The organism is Streptomyces sp. NBC_00631 (assembly GCF_045206895.1).
Classification (GTDB): Bacteria; Actinomycetota; Actinomycetes; order Streptomycetales; family Streptomycetaceae; genus Streptomyces.
Genome location: NZ_CP107734.1, coordinates 9,807,207 through 9,829,183 on the forward strand (window position 1 = coordinate 9,807,207; position 21,977 = coordinate 9,829,183).

The 21,977-nt window shown below is 71.1% G+C and carries 18 protein-coding genes and 1 pseudogene; 9 read left to right on the forward strand and 10 right to left on the reverse strand.

The window, feature by feature from the left end; translation table 11 throughout:
* From OHB00_RS44475 to OHB00_RS44505, 7 genes and pseudogenes are all read left to right on the forward strand, one after another.
* Window positions 1–1,026 carry an NAD-dependent epimerase/dehydratase family protein gene (locus tag OHB00_RS44475; RefSeq protein ID WP_406443748.1) on the forward strand — a complete coding sequence of 342 codons (1,026 nt, stop codon included), beginning with the start codon at window positions 1–3 and terminating at the stop codon, window positions 1,024–1,026.
* The gene (locus OHB00_RS44480; RefSeq protein ID WP_406443750.1) at window positions 1,014–2,303 is read left to right on the forward strand and encodes a DUF4910 domain-containing protein; all 1,290 of its coding nucleotides are present in this window, start codon (window positions 1,014–1,016) and stop codon (window positions 2,301–2,303) included. Before OHB00_RS44475 ends, OHB00_RS44480 begins: the two co-directional genes overlap by 13 nt.
* A complete protein-coding gene (locus OHB00_RS44485; RefSeq protein WP_406443752.1) occupies window positions 2,300–3,610 on the forward strand; it encodes a hypothetical protein in 1,311 nt (436 codons plus the stop codon). The genes OHB00_RS44480 and OHB00_RS44485 overlap by 4 nt, the downstream gene beginning before the upstream one ends.
* A complete protein-coding gene (locus OHB00_RS44490) occupies window positions 3,607–4,554 on the forward strand; it encodes a glycosyltransferase family 2 protein (RefSeq protein WP_406443754.1) in 948 nt (315 codons plus the stop codon). Before OHB00_RS44485 ends, OHB00_RS44490 begins: the two co-directional genes overlap by 4 nt.
* Complete coding sequence (locus tag OHB00_RS44495; RefSeq protein WP_406443756.1) at window positions 4,551–5,783, forward strand: polysaccharide pyruvyl transferase family protein; 1,233 nt, start codon at window positions 4,551–4,553, stop codon at window positions 5,781–5,783. The genes OHB00_RS44490 and OHB00_RS44495 overlap by 4 nt, the downstream gene beginning before the upstream one ends.
* Window positions 5,780–6,331 (forward strand): dTDP-4-dehydrorhamnose 3,5-epimerase family protein, encoded by a 552-nt coding sequence (locus OHB00_RS44500; RefSeq protein ID WP_406443758.1) that lies wholly within the window; start codon window positions 5,780–5,782, stop codon window positions 6,329–6,331. The genes OHB00_RS44495 and OHB00_RS44500 overlap by 4 nt, the downstream gene beginning before the upstream one ends.
* 56 nt (window positions 6,332–6,387) lie before the next feature.
* Window positions 6,388–6,969 (forward strand): annotated as a pseudogene (locus tag OHB00_RS44505) (aminotransferase class III-fold pyridoxal phosphate-dependent enzyme); the annotation flags it as partial.
* An 8-nt stretch (window positions 6,970–6,977) separates the two neighbouring features.
* On the opposite strand, the gene OHB00_RS44510 reads toward OHB00_RS44505, so the two are convergent.
* From OHB00_RS44510 to OHB00_RS44550, 9 genes are all read right to left on the reverse strand, one after another.
* Window positions 6,978–7,676: a phosphatase PAP2 family protein gene (locus OHB00_RS44510; RefSeq protein ID WP_406443759.1), complete on the reverse strand. Its 699-nt coding sequence runs from the start codon at window positions 7,674–7,676 to the stop codon at window positions 6,978–6,980.
* Window positions 7,677–7,852: 176 nt separating this feature from the next.
* Window positions 7,853–9,187 (reverse strand): D-alanyl-D-alanine carboxypeptidase/D-alanyl-D-alanine-endopeptidase, encoded by a 1,335-nt coding sequence (gene dacB, locus OHB00_RS44515; RefSeq protein ID WP_406443761.1) that lies wholly within the window; start codon window positions 9,185–9,187, stop codon window positions 7,853–7,855.
* A gap of 270 nt (window positions 9,188–9,457) precedes the next feature.
* Window positions 9,458–10,306, reverse strand: coding sequence for a PaaX family transcriptional regulator C-terminal domain-containing protein (locus tag OHB00_RS44520; RefSeq protein WP_406443763.1), 849 nt, complete (start codon window positions 10,304–10,306; stop codon window positions 9,458–9,460).
* Window positions 10,303–10,773: an acyl-CoA thioesterase gene (locus OHB00_RS44525; RefSeq protein WP_406443764.1), complete on the reverse strand. Its 471-nt coding sequence runs from the start codon at window positions 10,771–10,773 to the stop codon at window positions 10,303–10,305. Before OHB00_RS44525 ends, OHB00_RS44520 begins: the two co-directional genes overlap by 4 nt.
* Complete coding sequence (locus tag OHB00_RS44530) at window positions 10,770–13,145, reverse strand: bifunctional salicylyl-CoA 5-hydroxylase/oxidoreductase (protein ID WP_406443766.1); 2,376 nt, start codon at window positions 13,143–13,145, stop codon at window positions 10,770–10,772. The genes OHB00_RS44525 and OHB00_RS44530 overlap by 4 nt, the downstream gene beginning before the upstream one ends.
* Window positions 13,142–14,791, reverse strand: a complete 1,650-nt coding sequence (locus OHB00_RS44535; protein WP_406443768.1) for an AMP-binding protein — start codon at window positions 14,789–14,791, stop codon at window positions 13,142–13,144. Before OHB00_RS44535 ends, OHB00_RS44530 begins: the two co-directional genes overlap by 4 nt.
* Window positions 14,788–15,723 carry an acyl-CoA thioesterase gene (locus tag OHB00_RS44540; protein ID WP_406443770.1) on the reverse strand — a complete coding sequence of 312 codons (936 nt, stop codon included), beginning with the start codon at window positions 15,721–15,723 and terminating at the stop codon, window positions 14,788–14,790. Before OHB00_RS44540 ends, OHB00_RS44535 begins: the two co-directional genes overlap by 4 nt.
* A complete protein-coding gene (locus OHB00_RS44545; RefSeq protein WP_406443772.1) occupies window positions 15,723–16,238 on the reverse strand; it encodes a cupin domain-containing protein in 516 nt (171 codons plus the stop codon). Before OHB00_RS44545 ends, OHB00_RS44540 begins: the two co-directional genes overlap by 1 nt.
* Window positions 16,239–16,280: 42 nt before the next feature.
* Window positions 16,281–17,096 (reverse strand): fumarylacetoacetate hydrolase family protein, encoded by an 816-nt coding sequence (locus OHB00_RS44550; protein WP_406443774.1) that lies wholly within the window; start codon window positions 17,094–17,096, stop codon window positions 16,281–16,283.
* Window positions 17,097–17,244: 148 nt separating this feature from the next.
* Here OHB00_RS44550 and OHB00_RS44555 point away from each other — a divergent pair, with 148 nt between their 5' ends.
* Complete coding sequence (locus OHB00_RS44555; protein ID WP_406443776.1) at window positions 17,245–17,679, forward strand: RidA family protein; 435 nt, start codon at window positions 17,245–17,247, stop codon at window positions 17,677–17,679.
* A gap of 202 nt (window positions 17,680–17,881) precedes the next feature.
* On the opposite strand, the gene OHB00_RS44560 is transcribed toward OHB00_RS44555, so the two are convergent.
* Window positions 17,882–19,282, reverse strand: coding sequence for an RICIN domain-containing protein (locus OHB00_RS44560; RefSeq protein ID WP_406443777.1), 1,401 nt, complete (start codon window positions 19,280–19,282; stop codon window positions 17,882–17,884).
* Window positions 19,283–19,762: 480 nt separating this feature from the next.
* Between OHB00_RS44560 and OHB00_RS44565 the strand changes: the two genes are divergently transcribed.
* Window positions 19,763–21,697 carry a glycoside hydrolase family 97 catalytic domain-containing protein gene (locus tag OHB00_RS44565; RefSeq protein ID WP_406443779.1) on the forward strand — a complete coding sequence of 645 codons (1,935 nt, stop codon included), beginning with the start codon at window positions 19,763–19,765 and terminating at the stop codon, window positions 21,695–21,697.
* Window positions 21,698–21,977 lie beyond the last annotated feature (280 nt).

Sequence of the window (21,977 nt, forward strand, 5' to 3'; positions counted from 1 at the left end):
ATGCGCGTACTGCTGACCGGACACCAGGGATACCTGGGAACCGTCATGGCCCCGGTTCTCGCCGCCGCCGGGCACGAGGTCGTCGGCCTCGACGCCGGCCTGTTCGCCGACTGCGTGCTGGGCCCGAAGCCCGCCGATCCGCAGGGGCACCGGGTGGACCTGCGCGACGTCACGGCCGAGCACGTGGCCGGCGTCGACGCCGTGATCCACCTGGCCGCGCTCTCCAACGACCCGCTGGGATCGCTGGCGCCGGAACTCACCTACGACATCAACCACCACGCCTCCGTCCACCTGGCCCGGCTGGCCCGCGAGGCCGGGGTGGGGCGCTTCCTGTACGCGTCGACCTGCTCGGTCTACGGCGCCGCCGGCGGCGAGGACCTGGTGGGCGAGGACGCCCCCCTGCGCCCGGTGACGCCGTACGCGGAGTCCAAGGTGCGGGTGGAGGACGACCTGCACGAGCTCGCCGACGGCGACTTCACCCCCGTGTACATGCGCAACGCCACGGCCTTCGGGTTCTCGCCCCGGCTGCGCGCCGACATCGTGCTGAACAACCTGGTGGGCCACGCGCTGCTGTCCGGCCAGGTGCTGGTGATGTCCGACGGCACGCCCTGGCGCCCGCTGGTGCACGCCGCCGACATCGCACGGGCCTTCACGGCCGTGCTGACCGCGCCGCGCGAGGCCGTGCACGACCGGGCGTTCAACATCGGCAGCGAGACCAACAACGTCACGGTCGCCGAGATCGCCGAGCAGGTCGCCGAGGCGGTGCCCGGCTCCGAGGTCGTGATCACCGGGGAGACCGGCGCCGACCCGCGGTCGTACCGGGTGGACTTCTCCCGTTTCCGCGCCGCGATCCCCGGCTTCGACTGCGAGTGGACGGTGAAGCGGGGCGCGCTCGAACTCGCCGACGCGTACCGCGCGCACGGGCTGACCCAGGGGAACTTCCAGCAGCGCTTCACCCGCCTCGCCGTGCTGCGCGCGGCCTCCGGCGCCGGCGCCGTCGACGACACCCTGCGGTGGCGCCGGTGACCGAGCACGGCGAGGAGATGTACGCCCTGGTGGAGCGGTTGTACCCGCTCTGCCGGAGCATCACCGGCGACGGTGTGCGCGCCACCCTGGACATCGTCGGCGAGTACATCCCGCTGGACGTGCACGAGGTGCCGACCGGAACCCAGGTGCTCGATTGGACGGTGCCGCAGGAGTGGAACATCCGGGACGCGTACATCGCCGACCGGGCGGGCAACCGGGTCGTCGACTTCGCCAAGTCCAGCCTGCACGTGCTCGGTTACAGCGTGCCGGTGTCGGCGACCATGCCCCTGTCCGAGCTGCGCCCGCATCTGCACACGCTGCCGGACCGCCCGTCCTGGGTGCCGTACCGCACCAGCTACTACAAGCCGGACTGGGGGTTCTGCCTGGCCCAGGAGACCCTGGACGCGATGCCGGACGGCGAGTACGAGGTGCGCATCGACTCCACGCTCGCCGACGGCCACCTCACCTACGCCGAGCACGTGGTGCCCGGCCAGGTCGCCGACGAGGTGATCGTCTCCTGTCACGTCTGCCACCCGTCGCTGGCCAACGACAACATGGCCGGCGTGGCGGTGGCGGTGCTCCTGGCCCGGGCGCTGGCCGAGGAAACGCCGTACCACACCTACCGGTTCATCTTCGCGCCCGGCACCATAGGCGCGATCACCTGGCTGGCCCGCAACGCGGAAAGGGTCGAGCGGGTCAAGCACGGGCTGGTGCTGGCGTGCGCCGGCGACCCCGGCTCGTTGACGTACAAGCAGAGCAGGCGCGGTGACGCGGAGATCGACCGGGTGCTGCGGCATGTGCTGGCCGCCTCCGAACGGCCGCACCGCGTCACCGAGTTCACGCCGTATGGCTACGACGAGCGGCAGTACTGCTCGCCCGGGTTCAACCTCGGCATCGGCTCGCTCACCCGGACCCCGTACGCGGGCTATCCCGAGTACCACACCTCGGCGGACAACCTGGACTTCGTCTCCCCGGAGGCGATGGCGGACACCCTCGCGGTCTGCCGCGAGGCGTTCGCCGTCCTGGACCGCGACCGGCGGTACGTCAACCTCAGCCCCTACGGCGAACCGCAGTTGGGCCGGCGCGGGCTGTACGACGCGCTCGGCGGGCGCAGCGACACCAAGCAGGCGCAGATGGCCATGCTCTGGGTGCTCAATCTCTCCGACGGCGAGCACAGTCTGCTGGACGTCGCCGAGCGGTCCGGGCTGCCGTTCGACACCGTCGCTGCCGCGGCCGACGCCCTGCACGACGCCGGACTGATCAAGGAAGGCCGATGACCACCGAGAGCGAGAGGACGGCCCCGACGGCCGCGGCCGGACGGCCCCGGCGGTCCGCCAGGCGGGCCATCGCCGGCCGGCTGTCGTGGGGACTCGCCGACCAGGCCGCCTCCAGCCTGAGCAACTTCCTGGTGGGGGCCTACGTCGCCCGCTCGCTGGGGCTGGCCTCGTTCGGTGTGTTCAGTCTGGTCTGGGTCACCTACGGCGTGCTGCTCAGCGTCTCGCGCGGGCTGGCCACCGACCCCCTCATGGTGCGCTTCAGCGGCGTGCAGGCCGCGTCCTGGCGTACCGCGGTGGCCCGGTCGTCGGGTACCGCGCTCTGCGTCGGGACCGCCACCGGAACGGTGTGCCTGGTGGCCGGGCTGGGGGCAGGCGGCCGGGTGGGAACCGCGTTCGCCTGCCTCGGCGTCACCCTGCCGGCGCTGCTGCTGCAGGACGCCTGGCGGTTCTCGTTCTTCGCCGCCGGAGTCGGGCGGAAGGCGTTCGTCAACGACGTCGTGTGGGGCGTCGCGCTCGTCCCGGCCATGGTGGTGGCGGCCCGTGTCGGCGGCGTGGGCGCTTTCGTGCTCGCCTGGGGTCTGTCCGCCGCGGTGGCGGCGGGCTACGGCTGCTTCCAGTCCGGCATCAGGCCCCACCTGACCAGCGCGCGCGACTGGCTCGGTGACCACCGCGACCTGGGCTACCGGTACCTGGTCGAGAACGTGGCCCTCAGCGGCGCCCGCCAACTACGGGCGTACGGACTCGGCGCGATCGTCGGGGTCGACGCGGTGGGTACGGTCCGGGGCGCCGAGCTCCTGCTCGGCCCGTTCCTCGCGGTCCTGATGGGGCTGTCGCTGGCCACCGTCGCGGAGGCGGCGCGGGTGCTGCGGCAGGCCCCGGAGCGGCTGGGCGTGTTCTGCCTCATGATCGGCGGCGGGCAGGCCGTCGGCGCGCTGCTCTGGGGCGCGGCGCTGTTGGTGCTGCTGCCGGAGCGGGCCGGTGTCTTCGTGCTCGGCGTCGTCTGGCACTCCGCCTCGGCGATCATCATGCCGGCGGCGCTCGGCGTCGCCGGCTCCAGCCTCGGCGTCGGCGCGGCGGTGGGGCTGCGGGCGCTCGGCGCGGCCCGGCGCAGCCTCCGCTGTCAGCTGATCACCTCCGTCCTCTACGTCAGCGGCGGGCTCTGCGGGGCGGAGGCGGCCGGCACGGTCGGCTCGGCGTGGGGCGTCGCCGCCGCGACCCTCACCGGCTCAGTCCTGTGGTGGCTGCAACTCCGTTCCGGCCTGCGCGAACGCCGCAAGAACCCGATCCGCGAAGTGAGGACCGCATGACCGCCCACCCCAGGCTGAGCATCGGCCTGCCCGTCTACAACGGCGAGGAGTACCTCGCCGAGGCACTCGACGCCCTGCTCGGCCAGACCTACGAGGACTTCGAACTCCTCATCTCCGACAACGCCTCGACCGACGGGACCGCGGACATCTGCCGCCGGTACGCCGCACGGGACTCGCGCATCCGGTACACCCGGCTGCCCAGGAACATCGGTGCCGCGCCGAACCACCACCACGTGTTCGCCGAGAGCCGCGGCGAGCTGTTCAAGTGGGCCTCGCACGACGATCTGTACGCCCGGGACCTGCTGCGGCGCTGTGTGGAGGCGCTGGACGAGCGGCCGGAGGTCGTCCTCGCGCACGCCGCGGAAGCCGTCATCGACGGCGACGGCCAGGTCAGGGTCCCGTACGAGTACGGGCTCGCCACCGACTCCCCGCACCCGCCGGAGCGGTTCCGCAGCATGCTGTTCGAGCCCGGCGGCGACGACATGTACGGGGTGATGCGCGCCGAGGTCCTTCGCCGGGTCAAACCGCTCGACAGTTACCACCACGCCGACCGCACCTTCACCGCCGAGATCAGCCTGCACGGCCCCTTCCACCAGGTGCCCGAAGTGCTGTACTTCCGCCGCGACCACCCCACCCGCGCCGAGCGCGCGCACCCCGGCAAGCGGTCCCGGTGCATCAACCTGGACCCGCGCCGAGCGGGACGGCTGCACCCGACGCCCCGGCTGCTCGCCGAGTACGTCTGGGGCTACGTCGCGGCCATCCGGCGGGTGCCGCTCTCCCCGGCCGACCGGCGCGCGTGCCACCGCCACCTGCTCGCCTGGGCGACCAGCCGGATCAGGCCCGGATCCGGCGAGCGGGTCGAGGACCGCGCACCGGTCGACCCGGTCCGGATCACCGTCTCCGTCGACGCCCTCGTCGCCGGCCGTGAAGGAAGGCAGTCATGACGTCTGCGAACACGACCGCGGTGCGCGTCGGGCTGTGCGGCGTGCTCGGTTCCGGCAACCTGGGCAACGACGGGTCGCTGGAGGCCCTGCTCGGGTATCTCCGCGCCGAGCACCCGGAGGCGGCCGTGGACGCCCTGTGCGGTGGACCCGAGGTCGTCACGGCCCGGTACGGGATCCCCGCGACGCGGCTGCACTGGAACCGGGGGGAGTACCGCACCGCGTCGCGTGCGGGCGCGATCGCGGTGAAGGGCCTGGGCAAACTCATCGACGCCTTTCGCGTTGCCGCCTGGGTGCGCCGGCACGATGTCGTGATCGTGCCGGGCGCGGGCGTCCTGGAGACCACGCTGCCGCTGAGGGCGTGGGGCTTCCCGTACTCGATGTTCCTGCTCAGCACGACCGGCCGGCTGTTCGGCACCAAGGTCGCGCTGGTCGGCGTCGGTGCCGACACGATCGGCCACCGGCCGACCCGTGCCCTGGTCCGCTGGTCGGCGCGGCTCGCCACCTACCGGTCCTACCGGGACGCCGTGTCCCGCGACGCGATCCGGGCGATGGGCGTCGACACCGCGCGGGACAAGGTCTACTCGGACCTCGTGTTCTCCCTGCCGACGCCGCCGAGCGGTGCACCCGAGGGCCCGCAAGGCCCGGTCTGCGTCGGCGTCATGGCTTACTACGGAAGCAACGACGACCGGGCCCGGGCCGAGGAGATCAACCGGCGCTACATCGACGGGATGACCCGGTTCGTCCGCACGCTGGTCGAGGACGGCAGGCAGGTCCGGTTGCTCATCGGTGACGAGGTCGACATGCCGGCGGTCGGCGCGGTCCTCGACGCGGTGGACTCGCCGCTGGCCACCGCCTCCGAGGCGTCCTCGCTGACTGACCTGATGAAGGAGATGGCGGCTGCCGACGCCGTGGTGGCGGCCCGCTACCACAACCTCATCTGCGCCCTGAAGGTCGGCACGCCGACGCTCGCACTGAGCTATGCGGCGAAGAGCGACGCACTCATGGCGGAGATGGGCCTGGGCGCGTACTGCCACCCGGCTCGCGAGGTCGACGCCGACCGGCTGCTCGAACAGTTCCGGGCGCTGGAGAAGCGATCGGCGGAACTGCGGCGGATGCTCACCGAGCGGAACCAGGCCGCGGGCCGGCGTCTCAAGGACCAGTTCACCGAATTGACCGCGGTCCTGTTCCCGGCGGCAGACCACACCCAGACCCTGAGGGAGACTCCATGAAGGCGACCGAGGTCCCGGCGATCGCCGGCGCGTACCTGTTCGAGCCGACGCCGTACGCCGACGAGCGCGGCTTCTTCTGCCGCACCTTCGACGCCGAGGTGCTCCGCTCGGTGGGTCTCGACCCGCACGCCTTCGTCCAGGACAGCGTGTCCCGCTCGGCCGGGGGCGTGCTGCGCGGCCTGCACCTGCGCTCCGGCGCCGGCGAGGCCAAGCTGGTGCGCTGCTCGTACGGGAAGATCTTCGACGTCGTCGTGGACCTGCGCACGGACTCGCCGACCTACCTGGGCCGGGCCTTCTTCGAACTGTCCGGCGAGACACAGGCGACCCTGTACATCCCGGCGGGGTGCGCGCACGGCTTCCAGGCGCTGACCGAAACGGCCGACACCTCGTACCGGATCGACCGCCCGCACGATCCGTCCGAGGACGTGACGATCGCCTTCGACGACCCGGAGCTCGCCATTCCCTGGCCGCTGCCGGTCACATCGATGTCCCAGCGGGACCGGGAGGCGCCGAGCCTCGCCGAGGTCCTGAAGCACCGGGAGACCTGAGGTCGGCCGCGCACACCTGCACCGAGGGCGCTCGCGGGTGGCGCTCTGCGCGCACCACCCGGTACCCGGACGAGATCGCCTGCCTGATCCTGGAACCCGCCACCTACACCGAGCCGCCGCCCGGGTACCTCGCCGGCCTGCGGGCCCTCGCCGACCGGCAGGGCTGCGTACTTGTCTTCGACGAGATGACCGCCGGCTTCCGCTGGTCGGAGGCGGGCGCGCAGGGCCTGTACGGCGTCGTCCCCGACCTCTCCACGTTCGGCAAGGCGCTGGGCAACGGGTTCGCCGTCTCGGCGCTGGCCGGGCGACGCGACCTCATGGAACGGGGCTGGCTGCGTGATTCCGGCGACCGGGTGCACCTGCTGACCACCACGCACGGTGCGGAGACGCACTCCCTGGCAGCCGCGCCGGCCGTGCAGACGGTCTATGTCGAAGAGGGCATCACCGCGCGGCTGCACACCCTCGGCGAGCGGCTGGCCGCCGGTGTCCGTGACGCCGCCGCCATGGGCGTCGGCGACCGCACCGTCGACGTGGTGGCCCAGGCATGTGCGCTCTACCGGAGGGCGCGGGACGCCTCCGACCCGACCCCCTGTCTGGCCGGGCGGGCGGTGAAGCCCGTGTTCCGCCGCTTGGCGTGAGTCGACGGTCAGCGGCGCTGCCACCGGCCTGGGCCGGTCGTCCGCCCGACCCTCTGGCCGGTCATTCGGTCGGCCGTGCGGTCGACCAGCCAGGCGGTCGCCGGTATCACCGCCAGCGCGGTGCACCAGCCACCGACGGCGTCGGTCGGGTAGTGCGCGCCCAGGCGGACCTCCGCCCAGCCCATGGCGGTTCCGGCGACCAGCGACGCGGCGAGCACGAGTGACCGGCCGGCCGTCCTGCCGAGGCCCGGCCGGCCGGCCGCGAGCAGCGCCGCCATGAGGGCCAGCGCGGTGAAGAAGGCGGTGTGCCCGCTCGGGTAGGAGAGGTTGCCGGGGCCGTGGATGGTGCGTCCCACCAGATGCTTGAGCAGCGTGGTCGTCCCCACGGTCATGCCGACGCCGGCAACCACGAACACCGCCGCGCGGGGGCGCCGGAACAGCAGGCAGCCCGCCGCGCAGGCCCCGACCAGCATCGTCGATCCCGCGGGTTCTCCCAGGAAGTCCAGGGCCAGAGCCACATGCCGCCACGGCGGCCGCACACTGTCCGCCGTGGGCAGGATGATCCACCTGTCCACCCTGCCGGGCTCGCCGTGGCCTGCGTACAGGACCCCGAGTACGACGACCACCAGCGTGGCGAGCGCCGCCACCGCCCCGAGCCACCCGCTCAGCGACGGGGGCAGCACCGCGCGCGCCGGCCGGCCGGTCACCCGATCGCCGCTGTCCGCCGTATGGCGGCGGTCCGCTCCTGTCAGGCGATCCAACGCGCCCCCCGTCGTGTGCGACCAGCGCCCCCGTACTCGCCGGCCCGGCCATCCCCCCGGCGCGGTATCGGGATCAGTCTCCGCTTGTCACCCTAACCAACGATCCGCGGCGAACGAGAGCCTTATGCCCAGCAGCCGTTGACCGTGGCCGCCAGGCCGTCGAGGGCGTCCTTGGTGGCGGCCGGGTCGGCGGTGGAGTTGTTCTCGATGAAGGAGAAGATCTTCCAGCGTCCGTCCTCCGCCTTGGTCAGTCCGCTCAGGGCGATCGCGCCGGTGAGGGTGCCCGTCTTCGCCATGACCTTGCCGACGGCGCACTGCGAGTCCGCGGTGTCGAACCGACCCCATTCGGGACCCAGGGTGGAACCGGCCTCTCCTGCGACGGGCAGGCCGTCGATGATGTATTTGAGGGTCTTGGCGTTGCGCGGGGCGTCGGCGACGTCGAGGATGTCGGCGATGGTCCGGGCCGGGATGCGGTTGGCACGGGACAGCCCGCTGCCGTCGTGGATCTCGTAGTTGTCGAGTGAGACACCGTAGCGGCCGAGCACCTCCCGTACGACGGCCGTGCCGTCCTCGAAGGTGGGCTGGCGGCCGGCACCGATCGCGGTCATCCGCAGCAGTGTCTCGGCGATATCGTTGTCACTCACCTTGAGCATGTGCTGCACGATGGTGGACAGGGCGTCCGACCGGTGCTGGGCGACCGGCACGTCGCCCGTGGCGGCCGTCCCGTGGGTGACGGCGCCCGTGACGGTGACGCCCTGTTGGGCGAGGAACCCGGCGAAGGTCTCGCCCGCGTCCAGGGACGTGTCCGTGACGTGCTGGCCGTCGACCACCAAGGCCCGCACCGGTGCGACGGAGTCCGGGTAGTAGCCGTCGTTCCAGCCGGTGGCGAGCGTCGGCTCGGGGAAGAGACTGTCGTCCACCTGGACCTTGACCGAGGTGAGACCCGCGCTCTTGAGTCCCGCGACGGCGGTCTTCGCCATCTCGTCGAGGTCGGCACTGGTCAGCGTGCGGTCGCCGCCGCCGACGAGGGTGAGCGTGCCGTTGCCGTAGACGGCCTTGGTGGTGAACCGGTGGTCGGGGCCGAGCACGGTCAACGCGGCGGTGGCGGTGCCGAGTTTGGTGTTGGACGCGGGCATCAGCGCGGTGGTCGCGTCATGGCCCCAGACGGCCTTGTGGGACTTGGTGTCGATGACGACGCCGCTCAGCGTGGAGCCGAGCCGGGTGTCCTGGACGCGGGTGTTGAGATTGTCCGCGATCTTCTGCTCGGCGGGGTCGAGCGCTGTGGCCGGGGTCTTGGAGACGGCCTTGTCGGCGGCGAAGGCGCTCGTGCCGAAGAGGATCGTCCCCGCGATGGGGGCCGTCACGGCGACGACGGCGGCCCGCCGGAGTGCGGGGTGCAGGGTTCTCGCCTTGCGGTGACGAGCGGTCGTACGGACGGGGGATGGGGGGTTGGACATGCGCGCCTCGTCGAAGTGCTCGTGGGGAAAGGGCAGTTGGCAGGGAGATCTTGATTTCTCAAGAGTGAAAGCTACAGGGGCGATCCTGTTTCCCCGGCACGGTTCCCGGTATCCGCTCCGCTGTTTCCGCCCGGACCGCCCGGCCAAGCGACGGATGCGGGACGGGCGCGACCTCGAAGGACTCCCAGGCGACCGAGCCCGGCGCCTGCCGCAGGCCCAGGGCGTGGGTGTGCAGGAAGCGGAGAGCCGGGCCGGGAAGCCGCAGGGCGGTCAGGACGTGGACCAGTAGGCGGCCGCATGGGCCAGGGCCCGGCCCTCCAGGATCGTGACCATGCGTTCGAAGAGCTGGACGGCGGCGGGACCGGACCAGTTCGCGGGGAGTACCTCGCGGGGCAGCCCGGGGTCGCGGAACGGAAGCTTGCGCCAGTGGTCGATCACGGCGAGATACGTGACGTAGGCGTGCCGTCCGTCGATGACCGCGGCCTCGGTGAGCCGGTCCGCCTCACCCTCGTACACGCTGAGGAACTCCCGGTACCGCAGGTCGATCTCGTCGAGGTCCCAGCCGCCCCGCACCATGGCCGTCAGAGGCTGCCCGGCGACGTAGTCGCCGACGAAGACGGCGCACTGCCCGGTGAGTTCCAGTTCGGCGATGGCGCGCTGCGCGGCCGGGAGCATCCGGGCGGGCGCGATCCAGACCGCGGAGCCGATGTTGCCGAAGCCCAGCGAGGTCAGGTGGGCGGTCAGCCGGTGGCGCAGTGCGCGGGCCGACTCGGGGACGGAGAAGTTCACGAAGCACCAGCCGTCGCCGAGTTCGGCCGGCTGGCGGGCGTGCCAGATGACCTCGTCACCGGCGGCCAGCGCCTCCAGCGCGGCCGGCGTCAGCGCGTAACCGCGCATCCCCGCGCGGCTCTCCGACTCCAGCCAGCCGCGCTTCTTGAGCCGGAAGACCGCCGTCCGGACGCTCGCGGCGTCCAGCCCCGACGCGGTCAGCAGCTCGACCGTGCCGGCGATGGGCATCCAGTTGCCCATCTTGCGCACGATCGCGCCGAGAAAACTCACGAGGACGGTCCGGGACCGACGCGCGGCTGTGGTGGGCCGGTCGCCCTTCGTCTCGCTCATTCCAGTGAGTATGCCGGACCGGCATCGCATGATCGCACCGGCCCGGTCAGAGCGGCGACCCACTCCTCGGGCCAGGGCACGCTCACGGCACCGCCCGCTTGGTCACGGCCGATGTGCGCGGTCACATAGCGGCCGTGCGCGGCCCGGCCGCGCGGACGGCCCCGGAACTCCTCGCCCCAGACCTCGAAGGCGAAGGTCATCGAGCTGGTGCCGATCCGCACCAGCTCCACGACCGTGCGCACGTCCTGGCCGAAGAGGAGCGGCGACTCGAAGTCCACCTCGTAGCGGACGCGGGGCGCCGCGGGGAAGTAGTCGTGGAGGCCGAGCCCGGCCATGAGCGAGGCCTCCGCCGCCTCCACGAACCGTACGACCGTGCTGTTGTGGTAGATGCCGGCCGCGTCCGTGTCGATCCACTCGACACGCGTCCGGTGCACGCCGACCGCGTGCGCGGCCGGGGGCGCGGTCACGCCGGCACCGTGCTCGCGGCCGGGGTCCAGCGCAGGTGCACGTCGCCGCCGGCGCCCTCGCGCAGCAGCGACAGCCGGGGCGGGATCTTGTCGGTACGCGAGGTGGGCGGCTTGCGCCGGCCCGCCGCCCACTGCACCGGCCACTGCGCACCGGCCCCCCGGTACTCCTGCTCCGCCGCGGCCTGCAGCGTCCACTGCGGGTTGTAGAGGTGGGTACGGCCCAGGGCGCACAGGTCGGCCCGCCCGGCGAGCAGGATCGAGTTCACGTCGTCGTACGAGGAGATGGCCCCCACCGCGATCACCGGCACCCCCGCGGGGCCGGCCACCTGGTGGCGGATCCGGTCGGCGAACGGGGTCTGGTAGGAGCGGCCGAACGCCGGTTTCTCGTCCTTGGCGACCTGGCCGGAGGAGACGTCGATGGCGGCCGCGCCGTGCTCGACGAACGCGCGGGCGATGCCGACGGCGTCGTCCGCCGTGTTGCCGTCCGGCATCCAGTCGGTCGCCGAGATACGGACCGTGACCGGGATGTGGAGCGGGACCACCTGGCGGACCGCGTCGAAGACCTCCAGCGGGAACCGCAGCCGGTTCTCCAGGGAGCCGCCGTACTCGTCGGTGCGCCGATTGGCGACGGGGGAGAGGAAGGAGGAGAGGAGATAGCCGTGGGCGGCGTGCACCTCGACGAGGTCGAAGCCGGCCGCCACTCCGCGCACGGCGGCGGCGGTGAAGTCGGCGACCACCTTGTCCATGTCCTCGCGGGTCGCTTCCCGGGGCACGTGGCAGCCGGCGCCGTACGGGAGCGCCGAGGGGGCGATCACCTCCCAGTTGCCGTCGTCGAGCGGCTCGTCCATGCCGTCCCACATGAGCCTGGTCGAGCCCTTGCGGCCGGAGTGGCCGAGCTGGAGGCCGATCTTCCCGGTCGTACGGCCGTGGACGAAGTCCGTGATCCGGCGCCAGGCGTCGCGCTGCTCGTCGGTCCACAGCCCCGGGCAGCCCGGCGTGATCCGGCCCTCGGGCGAGACACACACCATCTCGCTCATGACCAGGCCGGCTCCGCCCAGCGCCTTGGAGCCCAGGTGCACCAGATGGAAGTCGCCGGGGACACCGGAGTCCGAGGAGTACATGTCCATCGGGGAGACGATGACGCGGTTCCTCAGTTCGAGCGGGCCGATCCGGACCGGCTGGAACATCGCCGGGGCGACCTCGGGAGCCTGCTGGTGCCGCGCGAACTCGGACTCCAGCAGCGCGGCGAACTCGGCGTCGCGCTCCTTGAGGTTCTCGAAGGTGATGCGCCGCGAGCGGGTGAGCAGGTTGAAGACGAACTGCGCCGGGTCCTGGCCCGCGTACATGCCGATGTTCTCGAACCACTCCAGCGATGCCTGCGCGGCCCGCTGGGTCGACTCGACGACCGGCTTGCGCTCGGTCTCGTAGGCGGCCAGCGCCTGGGCCACCGTCGGATGCTCGTGCAGGCAGGCCGCCAGGGCGAGGGCGTCCTCCATGGCGAGCTTGGTGCCCGAGCCGATCGAGAAGTGGGCGGTGTGGGCGGCGTCCCCGAGCAGCACCACGTTGCCGTCGGACCAGCGCTCGTTGCGGACCGTCGTGAAGTTCAGCCACTTCGAGTTGTTGGTGAGGACCCGGTGGCCCTTCAGCTCGGCGGCGAAGATCTCCGCGATCCGGGCCACGGCGTAGTCGTCGCTGACACCCGGCGGGAACACCTGGTCCTCGGTGCGGTCGAAGCCGGCCCGCCGCCAGACGTCCTCGTGCATCTCGACGATGAAGGTCGAGCCGCTGTCGGAGTAGGGGTAGCCGTGGATCTGCATGGTGCCCCACTCCGTCTGCTTGACGAAGAACTGGAAGGCCTCGAAGACCAGGTCGGTGCCGAGCCAGATGTACTTGTTGCGCCGCCGGTCCAGGGACGGCCCGAACACGTCGGCGTACTTGGTGCGGATGGCGGAGTTGAGGCCGTCGGCGGCCAGCACCAGGTCGTGCGTGGCGCGCAGCTCGTCCACGTCGGGGGCCTCGGTGCGGTAGTGGACGATGACACCGAGATCGGCGGCCCGCCGCTGGAGGATCTGCAGCAGCTCCTTGCGGCTCATCGCCGCGAAGCCCTGGCCGCCGACGGTGAACCGGTCGCCGTCCACCTCGACGTCGATGTCCGTCCAGCGGGCGAACCGGCTCTCCATCGCCGCGTGGACGACGTCGTCGGCGTTGTCGATGCCACCCAGGGTCTCGTCGGAGAAGACCACGCCGAACCCGAAGGTGTCGTCAGGGGCGTTGCGCTCCCAGACGGTGACCTCGTGCGCGGGGTCCAGCTGCTTCATCAGAGCCGCGAAGTACAGCCCTCCGGGGCCGCCGCCGGCGATAGCGATCCTCATGGCTGTCCTTCCACGATCCGCTCCGTCACGATCTGACGGAGCTTGAAGTGCTGGAGCTTGCCGCTGGGGTTGCGCGGCAGCGAGTCGGTGAAGCGCACGTCGCGCGGGTACTTGTACGGCGCGATCTGCTGCTTGACGTGGTCCTGGATGGCCCGGGCCGTCGCCGCGTCACCGGCCACGCCCTCGCGCAGCACGACGAACGCGCAGACGATCGAGCCGCGTTCGGCGTCCGGCTCCGCGACGACCGCCGCCTCCATGACGTCCGGGTGGGTGAGGATGGCGGCCTCCACCTCGGGACCGGCGATGTTGTACCCGGACGACACGATCAGGCCGTCGTTGCGCGCCCGGTACCAGAAGTAGCCCTCCTCGTCACGGAGGAAGGTGTCACCGGTGATGTTCCAGCCGCCCAGGACGTAGGCGGCCTGACGCTCGTCGTCGAGGTAGCGGCAGCCGACCGGGCCGATCACGCCGAGCAGGCCCTCGGCGCCGGGGCCGAGCTCCGTGCCGTCCGGTGCCAGGATCGTGGCGCGGTAGCCGGGCACGGGCTTGCCGGTCGCCCCGGGGCGGATCTCGTCGCCGTCGGCCGAGATGAAGATGTGCAGCATCTCGGTGGCGCCTATCCCGTCGATGACCTTGAGGCCGAGCCGGTCGCGCAGCTCCTCCCACAGGCCCTGCGGGATGTGTTCGCCCGCGCTGACCGCGCGCCGCAGCCCGGTGAGCCGGTCCGCCTTCCCGGACTTGAGGATCTGCTGGTACGCGGTGGGTGCGGTGGCCAGGACGGTCACCCCGTGCTCGGCGACGAGGTCGGCGAGCCCGGCCGGCGGCATCGACTCGGTGAGGAAGGCGCAGGCGCCCGCCCGCAGGGTGAAGACGACCAGCAGGCCGAGGCCGAAGGTGAAGGCGAGCGGGGCGGTGCACGCGACCAGGTCGTCGGGGAGCAGCCGGAGCGTGTGCTTTCCGAAGGTGTTGTCGATCGACAGGATGTCGCGGTGGAAGTGGGCGGTGATCTTCGGGACGCCCGTGGTGCCGGACGTCGGCCCGAAGAGCGCGACGTCGTCCGCGGCGGTGTCGGCCGCGGCGAACCGGCCCGCCTTCGTCCCGGCCCGGTTGCTCAGGTCGTCGTTGGTGTCGCCGCCGAACGGCACGACGGCCAGGTCCGGCGCGACCGAGTCCCGCACCGCGAACACGTCGTCGAGGAAGCGGTGGTCGACCAGCGCGACGGTGGGCCGGGTCTTCTCCACGACCGGCGCGAGCTCGCCGGCCCGCAGCACGGCCATGGTGGTGACGACGATCCCGCCGGCCTTGACCACGCCCAGCCACGCGGCGACGGCCCAGGGGGTGTTGGGAGAGCGCAGCAGCACCCGGTTGCCGGGCACCAGCCCGAGGTCCTCGGTGAGCACCTGGGCGACCTGGCCGGCCCGCCGCCGCAGCTCGCCATAGGTCCAGATGTCGCCGTCGGGAGTGCGCAGCGCGGGCCGGTCGGGGCCGAAGGCCGCCACCGGAACGTCGATCAGCTCGACGGCGGCGTTGAGCCGTTCCGGGTACCGGAGCGCCTCGGTGGTGAACTCCAGCACCGGCCACTGCCCGGCCGGCGGGAGATGGTCGCGGGCGAAGGTGTCGGTGTGCCCGGAGGGCGACAGGGTCATCGGTGGCCTCCGGCGCCGGCGCGGATCATTCCCTCTTGGACGACGGTGGCCAGGTGGGTGCCGTCCGGGGTGAAGAAGCGCCCCGCGGCGAGCCCCCTGCCGTCGTCGGCCGCGACCGCCTCCTGGGCGTAGAGCAGCCAGCCGTCGACCGCACCCGCCCGCGGCGCGCGGTGGAACCACATAGCGTGGTCGAGGCTGGCGGTGACCAGCCCTTCCCGTGCCCAGGGCAGGTCCAGGACGCGGAGCACGGGCTCCAGGATCGTGTAGTCGCAGACGTAGGCGAGGGCGGCCGTGTCACGCTGCGCGTCGGAGAGCCCGTCGACCGGCCGCAGGGCGTCGAACGGCCTGACCCAGACCGCCTGATGGGGTTTGCGTTCACCCTCCACGTCGAGGTAGACCGGGCCCGGCACATGACGCATGTCGAAGCCCCGGCCGCCGCACCAGTAGTCCCTGGAGACCTCGGTCATCGTGCCGCCGGTCCGCCCGGCGAGGTACTCCGAGGAGCTGAGCAGCTTCTCGGGGCCGGGCAGCCCCGAGGCATCCAGCCAGCCGGGCAGGCGCTCGGTGTAGGTCCCGCCGGGCTCGCCCGCGGCGAAGTTGGCCAGGCAGACGTAGAGCGGCTTGCCGTTCTGGTAGCCGCGCACCTGCCGGGTCGCGTAGCCGCGGCCGTCGCGCAGCAGCTCCACCTCGTAGCGGACCTCGGCGCCGATGTCGGCGGGGCGCATGAAGTAGGAGTGCATGGAGTGCAGCCTCTTGCCGTCGTCGACGGACTTCATCGCCGCCGCGGCGGCCTGGGCGACCAGGTCGCCGCCGTACGCCTTGGGCCACGGGCAGGGCTGGGTGACCGCGGTGAAGGCGAGGTCGAAACGCTCTGCCTCGGCCGGGGTAAGGGTGACAGCGGCGGTGAAGACCTCGGAGGTGGTGTCGGTCATCAGGGGCGGTCCGTCCAGTCGCGCAGGTCCGCGTCCGCGACCTGGGGGAGGTTGACCACGATGTTCTCCGGGGTACGGGTCGTCATCCAGGTCAGCGGGTTGTTGCGGTCGAGGTTGCACTCGACGTGGGGCAGGAACGGCGGGACGAACACCCAGTCGCCCTCCGTCATGTCGATGTAGTCCTCGAACTTCGCGCCGAAGTAGATCCGGGCCCGGCCCGAGAGCACATAGCCGCCGGTCTCGGCCTCGCCGTGGTGGTGGGGCACCGAGCGGTAGCCGCCGTCGTTGTGGACCTTCCCGAACCAGATCCTGGTGGCCGGGGTGTGCTGGATGCTCACGCCCGAGATCCGGGTGGCGCCGGCGGACTGTCCGGTGTCACCGGGTTCGCTGCCGCTCCGCGTGACGACCGGGACCACCAGGCCGCTCTCGGTGGCGTACATCGAGTTGTCGCCGTCGAGGACGTACGGCCCGGGGACCTGTTGACCAGGGACGTTCTGACTGGGATCGGGGTTCATGAGGACTCCTCGTCGGTGGGGATGAGCGGGTGCCGGCGGGTTTCAGTGCGTGAACCGCACGGTGTTGCGCAGCGTGCCGATACCGGGGATCTCGGTCTCCACCACGTCGCGGTCGGCGAGGAAGCGCTGGGGCTGCCGGGCCACTCCGACGCCGCCGGGCGTGCCGGTCAGCACGAGGTCGCCGGGGCGCAGCACGGTGAAGGCCGAGATGTAGGCGAGCAGGTCGGCGGCGTCGAACACCAGCGTCTTCGTGGTGTCCCGCTGGACCTCCTCGCCGTTGACCCGGCAGATCACCTCCAGGCCCGCGGCCGGGTCGAGCTCGTCCGGGGTCACGACCACGGGGCCGACGGGGGTGGAGGCGTCCCACGCCTTCCCCTGGAACCACTCCAGGGTGCGGTACTGCCAGTCGCGCACCGAGATGTCGTTCGCCACGGTGTAGCCGGCGATCCCGGCCAGCGCGGTCGCCCGGTCGGCGCGGCGCAGGGTGGCGCCGACCACCACGGCCAGCTCGGCCTCCCAGTCCACCTGGAGGCCGCCCGGCAGCACGATGTCGGCATCGGGCCCGGTGAGGGTGTCCGCGTACTTCGGGAAGAGCGTGGGGTACGACGGCAGCTCGCGCCCCGTCTCCCGGATGTGGTCGGCGTAGTTCAGCCCGCAGCAGATCACCTTGCCCGGAGCCGGCAGCGGCAGCACCGGAACGGCGTCCACCAGCGCGTCCCCGGCCAGGTCGGCCACCCGCTGGACCGGCGCCGCCGCCAGCAGGGCCGACAGGTCGGCGGCCGGCAGCGCCCGCCAGGCGCTCCCGTCGAGCACCGCGGCGCTGGTACCGGCGGCGTGGACGACGGTCGAAAGACGCATGGGTTCTTCCCTCTCTTCGGCGCTGTGCACCCCCTCAGATATTTCATTATTTCCGCGAGCGTCATATCTATGTCAATAGATGCTACGGTGTGGCGCCAGACAGCACAGATCCGGCACAGACCCGGCAACGCCCCCGCAGGAGCTCTCCATGGCGACCAACTCGGCCCCGGTTCCGGTCAACCCCGCGTCCTTGCCCAAGCCCAGCGGCTACTCGCACGGAACGCTCAGCGGCAACACGCTCTACCTGGGCGGTCAGACGGCTCTAGACAAAAACATGAAGATCGTCGATGGCGGGATCGTCGAGCAGTTCCGGCAGGCGTTCGGCAACGTCCTGGCCACGCTGAAGGAAGCCGGTGGCATCCCGGAGGACCTGGTGAGCATCACGCTCCACCTGACGGACATCCCCGACTACCAGGCCCACGGCAGGGAGATCGGCGCGGCGTGGCGCGAACTCGCGGGACCGGTCTATCCCGCGATGGCCGGCATCGGCACCACGGGCCTGTGGCAGCCCGAGGCCCTGATCGAGATCCTCGGCGTCGCGGTCATCCCCGACGAACGCCTCGTCCGGCCCGCCACGACCTGAACCTCCGGGTCCTCGCGGCAGAACGACATCCGCCCTGGCCGCCACCCGAGAGAACGAGAATCTCTCCGGTGGCGGCCAGGGCGCTTTCCCGCGGCCGGCCGACGGCGTCAGTGCCCGCGCGAGCGGCGGCCGCGGCGCGGCAGGTGATGTGCGGGAGGGCCGCCGTGGGTGCGGCGGCCCTCCCGATGCCGGTGACGTCTCGTCAGGACATCGTCCACTGCTGGCTGGTGGCTCCGGTGCCGGTCAGCTGGACGATGCCGGCGCCCGCGCTGGTGGAGGAGGAGTCCACTCCGATGTTCAGTCCGCTGTTGACGTTGACGAGCATGAACTTCGTGCCGGTGAGGCTGCCCACGAGGTCGGCGGCGAACTGCTGGTTGGCGCCGCCGTTGCAGGTCCACTGCTGCAGCTGGACGCTCTCCGCGGTCGACTTGCCCGGTACGTCGAGGCAGAGCCCGCTGTTGACGCTCACGAGCGTGTAGACGTTGTCCGCCACCCGGTTCAGTGTCCACTTCTGGTTGTTGCCACCGGTGGACGTCCACTGGATGACCTTGGCGCCGGTGGCCGTGGATGCGCCGGAGACGTCCATCAGCATCGAGCTGCCCGCGTTGGTGAGGGTGTGCACCGCGTTGGTCGGGACACCGGAGTCGGGTGTCCAGGTGCCGGCGGTGGTGTCGAGGGACCAGCTGGGGTACTGGCCGACGTTGACCACGGTGCCGCGGATGGTCATGGGCAGCCAGATCAGCTGGGAGTTGCCGAGGTCGCTGGTGTTCCACCGGTCGCCGGCGTAGATGTAGGTGGTGCCGGAGCTGCCCTGCACGGTGATGATGTTCGCCGTCTGGCTGTTGTACGTGTGGGTGCCCGGTGCCGCGAAGTTCCGCATCGCCGCCCATGGCCCGCTCAGCGAGGTGGCGGTGGTGTAGACGTTGTCGTTGGCGCTCCAGCCGGTCAGGTGGGAGGCGAGCAGGTAGTAGACGCCGTTGCTCTTGACCATGGCGGGGGCCTCGTAGCTGGCCGAGCCGCTGCCGCCCAGGAGGGCCACGGCGCTGTCCACCGAGAGGTAGTCGGCGGACAGTTTGTAGATGTGCAGGCCGTTGTTGCGGTCCTCGCTCAGCAGGTAGGCGGTGCCGTCGGTGTCCTGGAAGAGGTTCATGTCACGGCTGAGGTTGCCCATCGGGCGGAAGCTGCCCTGGTAGGTGTAGGCCCCGCAGGGGGTGCTGCTGGTCGCCACCCCGACGCGCGCGTCTCCGTAGCTGGTGCTGTCGATGTGCATGTACATCACGTACGTGCTGGTCGACGCGTTGTAGATAACCTTCGGCCGCTCCACGATCCGGCTCGGGCCCAGATCGCCACTGGCGGTCCTGGCCAGGGCCACTCCCTGGTACGTCCAGGTGGAGAGGTCGGTGGACGTGTAGCAGGGGATGTCCTGGAAGGACGTGTCGGACGAGGTCTCGCCGGTCTTGTCCTCCCCGAAGCCGTACCAGGTGCCGCCGACCTTGACGATGCCGAGGCCGTGCAGTTGGAGCGTGTTGCCGTTCTGGTCGGTCCGGGTGGCGCCGAGGGTGAAGGAGACAGAGGCGGCACTGGCGGGGGCGGCGGGCAGCAACAGTGCCGCGAGGCCTGCGAGCAGGGCGAGGAACGCGGCGGCGGCCGTCCGTCGGCGCTCACGCGGGGATCTGTGGTGGGGTGCTCGATTCGGCATGCTCTGCCTCTCCTTCGAGGTGCTGACATGACCCTCGCCCGCACGACGCGGTCGCCTGCCGGCAGGCTGGAGGGGGAAGTGCGGCCGCGATTGGCGGCAAGCGTGGTGAACGTGCGGAAGCGGCTGTGGTGTTCAGTGGGAAATCAGAGCTTTCGGTCTGTCGTGGTGTCAAGAGACGCGATCGATTTTGTTTGTTCATGACGGAAGCGGAATGCGCGCAGGGTGTGAAAGGTTCCCTAACCGGCCCGAACCTGTTGACCTTGTGAGGCTCCGGGGCGTACAACTGCCCGGGGTCGATGGAAAGCGTTCATTACTGTTCGTTTGTGTTGGGGTGACGTGGGACAGTCCTCGACCCGGGTCCACTCAATGGAGAGGCACACCGCGATGGAGATTCCAACACGCCAGGTGTCCCGGCGCGGACTGCTCAAGGGCGCGGCAGCCGCCGCCGGCACCGCCGCCATCGGGATCGGTACGACGACCACGGCCGCGGCGGCGGACACCTCGGTCACCGCGACGGCCCCCGACGGCAGCACCACCATCACCATGTCCCTGACCGGCGGCGCCTTGTCCTGGTCCGCCAAGCGCGGGGGTGCGACCGTCGCCGATGTGTCGGCCCTCGGTCTGAAGCTGAGCGACGGGACGATGCTCGGCCGCAGCGGCACGGTCGTCACCAACTACCAGCACTGGACCACCGACACCACCTGGACCCCGGTCTACGGCCGCAACGCCACTGTCCGCGACCGGTACCAGGAGATGCGCTGGAACCTCCAGGACACCACCACCCTGATCAACTTCAGCGTCCAGATCCGCGCCTACCCGACCGGTGTCGCCTTCCGATACGTGCTGCTCGACAAGGGCACCGCCACCATCGCCGACGAGTTGACGACGTTCGTCTTCCCCGACAGCACGCTTGTCTACAGCGCCCGGGACGAGGACGTGTACAACCCCGTCGCCCCCGGCTCGATCCCGTCCACCGGGACCTCCAGCACCGACACCGGCGCGCTGACCGACCTCCCGCTGACCGCGACGTACGCGCGTGCCGGGCTGATCGCCTGTGTCTGCGAATCGTCTCGGATCAACTTTCCGCGGCTGATGCTCGGTTCGGTCTCCGGACAGCCGAACACACTGGCCGCATACCTGATGGAGCACACCGCCCGGGGGAGCGGCACGGTCCAGACGACCTCCACGGTGACCACCCCCTTCGCCACCCCCTGGCGCGCGGTGGTGACCGGCTCCACCCACGCCGAACTGGTCGACAACGCCGAACTGGTGCTCAACCTGGCCCCCGCGAGCGCGCTGGCCGACACCTCCTGGATCAAGCCCGGCAAGGTCTTCCGCTGCAACCTGACCACCGCGGCCGGCACAGCCGGCGTGGACTTCGCGATCGCCCGGGGGCTGCAGTACATCGAGTACGACGCCGGCTGGTACGGCCCGGAGGGCAGCACCACCGACGCCACCACGCCCATCGACGCCATCGACCTGCCGTCGGTGATCTCCTACGCCACCGGCAAGGGCATCGGGGTCATCCTCTACGTCAACCGCATCGCGCTGACCGACCCCGACAGTCTTTTCGCCCTCTACCGCAGCTGGGGTGTCGCGGGCGTGAAGCTGGGCTTCATCAACGACGGCACCCAGACCATGACCAACCAGATCACGGGTTGGGCGAAGACCGCGGCCGCGCACGGCCTCCTGATCGACATGCATGACGACGTACGGCCGTTCGGCTACGAGCGGACCTACCCCAACTGGGTCAGCCTGGAAGGCGTACGAGGCAACGAGCACTTCCCGACCGCCTCGCACAACGTCACCCTGCCGTTCGCCCGGAACATCGGCGGCCCCATGGACTACACGATCTGCTACGGACAGTCGCGCGACCAGACCACCAACACACACCAGATGGCGATGGCCGCCGTCTACTACCAGCCGCTGAACTTCCTCTATTGGTACGACTCCCCGTCCAAATACTCCAACGCCGCCAACTGGCCCGGCCTGCCATGGTTCGACGCCGTTCCCACCACCTGGGACGAGAGCCGCACCCTCGACGGAGCGATCGGCGAGTACATCGCCGTGGCCCGCCGCGCGGGCACCACCTGGTATCTGGGGGCCATGACGAACGAGTCGGCCCGCACGCTGTCGCTCCCGCTGTCCTTCCTCGGCAGCGGCACCTGGACAGCGACGATCTACGCCGACGGCACGCCCGGGACCAGCGCCTACCAGACCCCCGTCGTGGTCAGCACCCAGACGGTCACCACCACGACCGTGCTCACCGTGGCCATGACCCCCGCCGGCGGTCAGGCGGTGCTCCTCAAGCCGAACTGAGGCCGCCCCCGGTGGACGTTCACGCCGTGGACGCGGGGTCCGGTGCGTACGCACCGGACCCCGCGTAATGCACGGCTCACGCGCGGTAGGGCATTCACCGACACCTCGATCCAGGTCGGCGCCCTGACCGACCTCGGGTGCACGAAGAACTCGGTGCGGATCTCCGCGGTGCGGCCCCCTTCTGAGGAACCGGCGCGTCCTCGGCAAGGTCCGCACCGACCCGAAGTGGTCGACCGCGCTGGTGCGAGCCCTGCTCGTGCTGACGAACCGGGACATCACC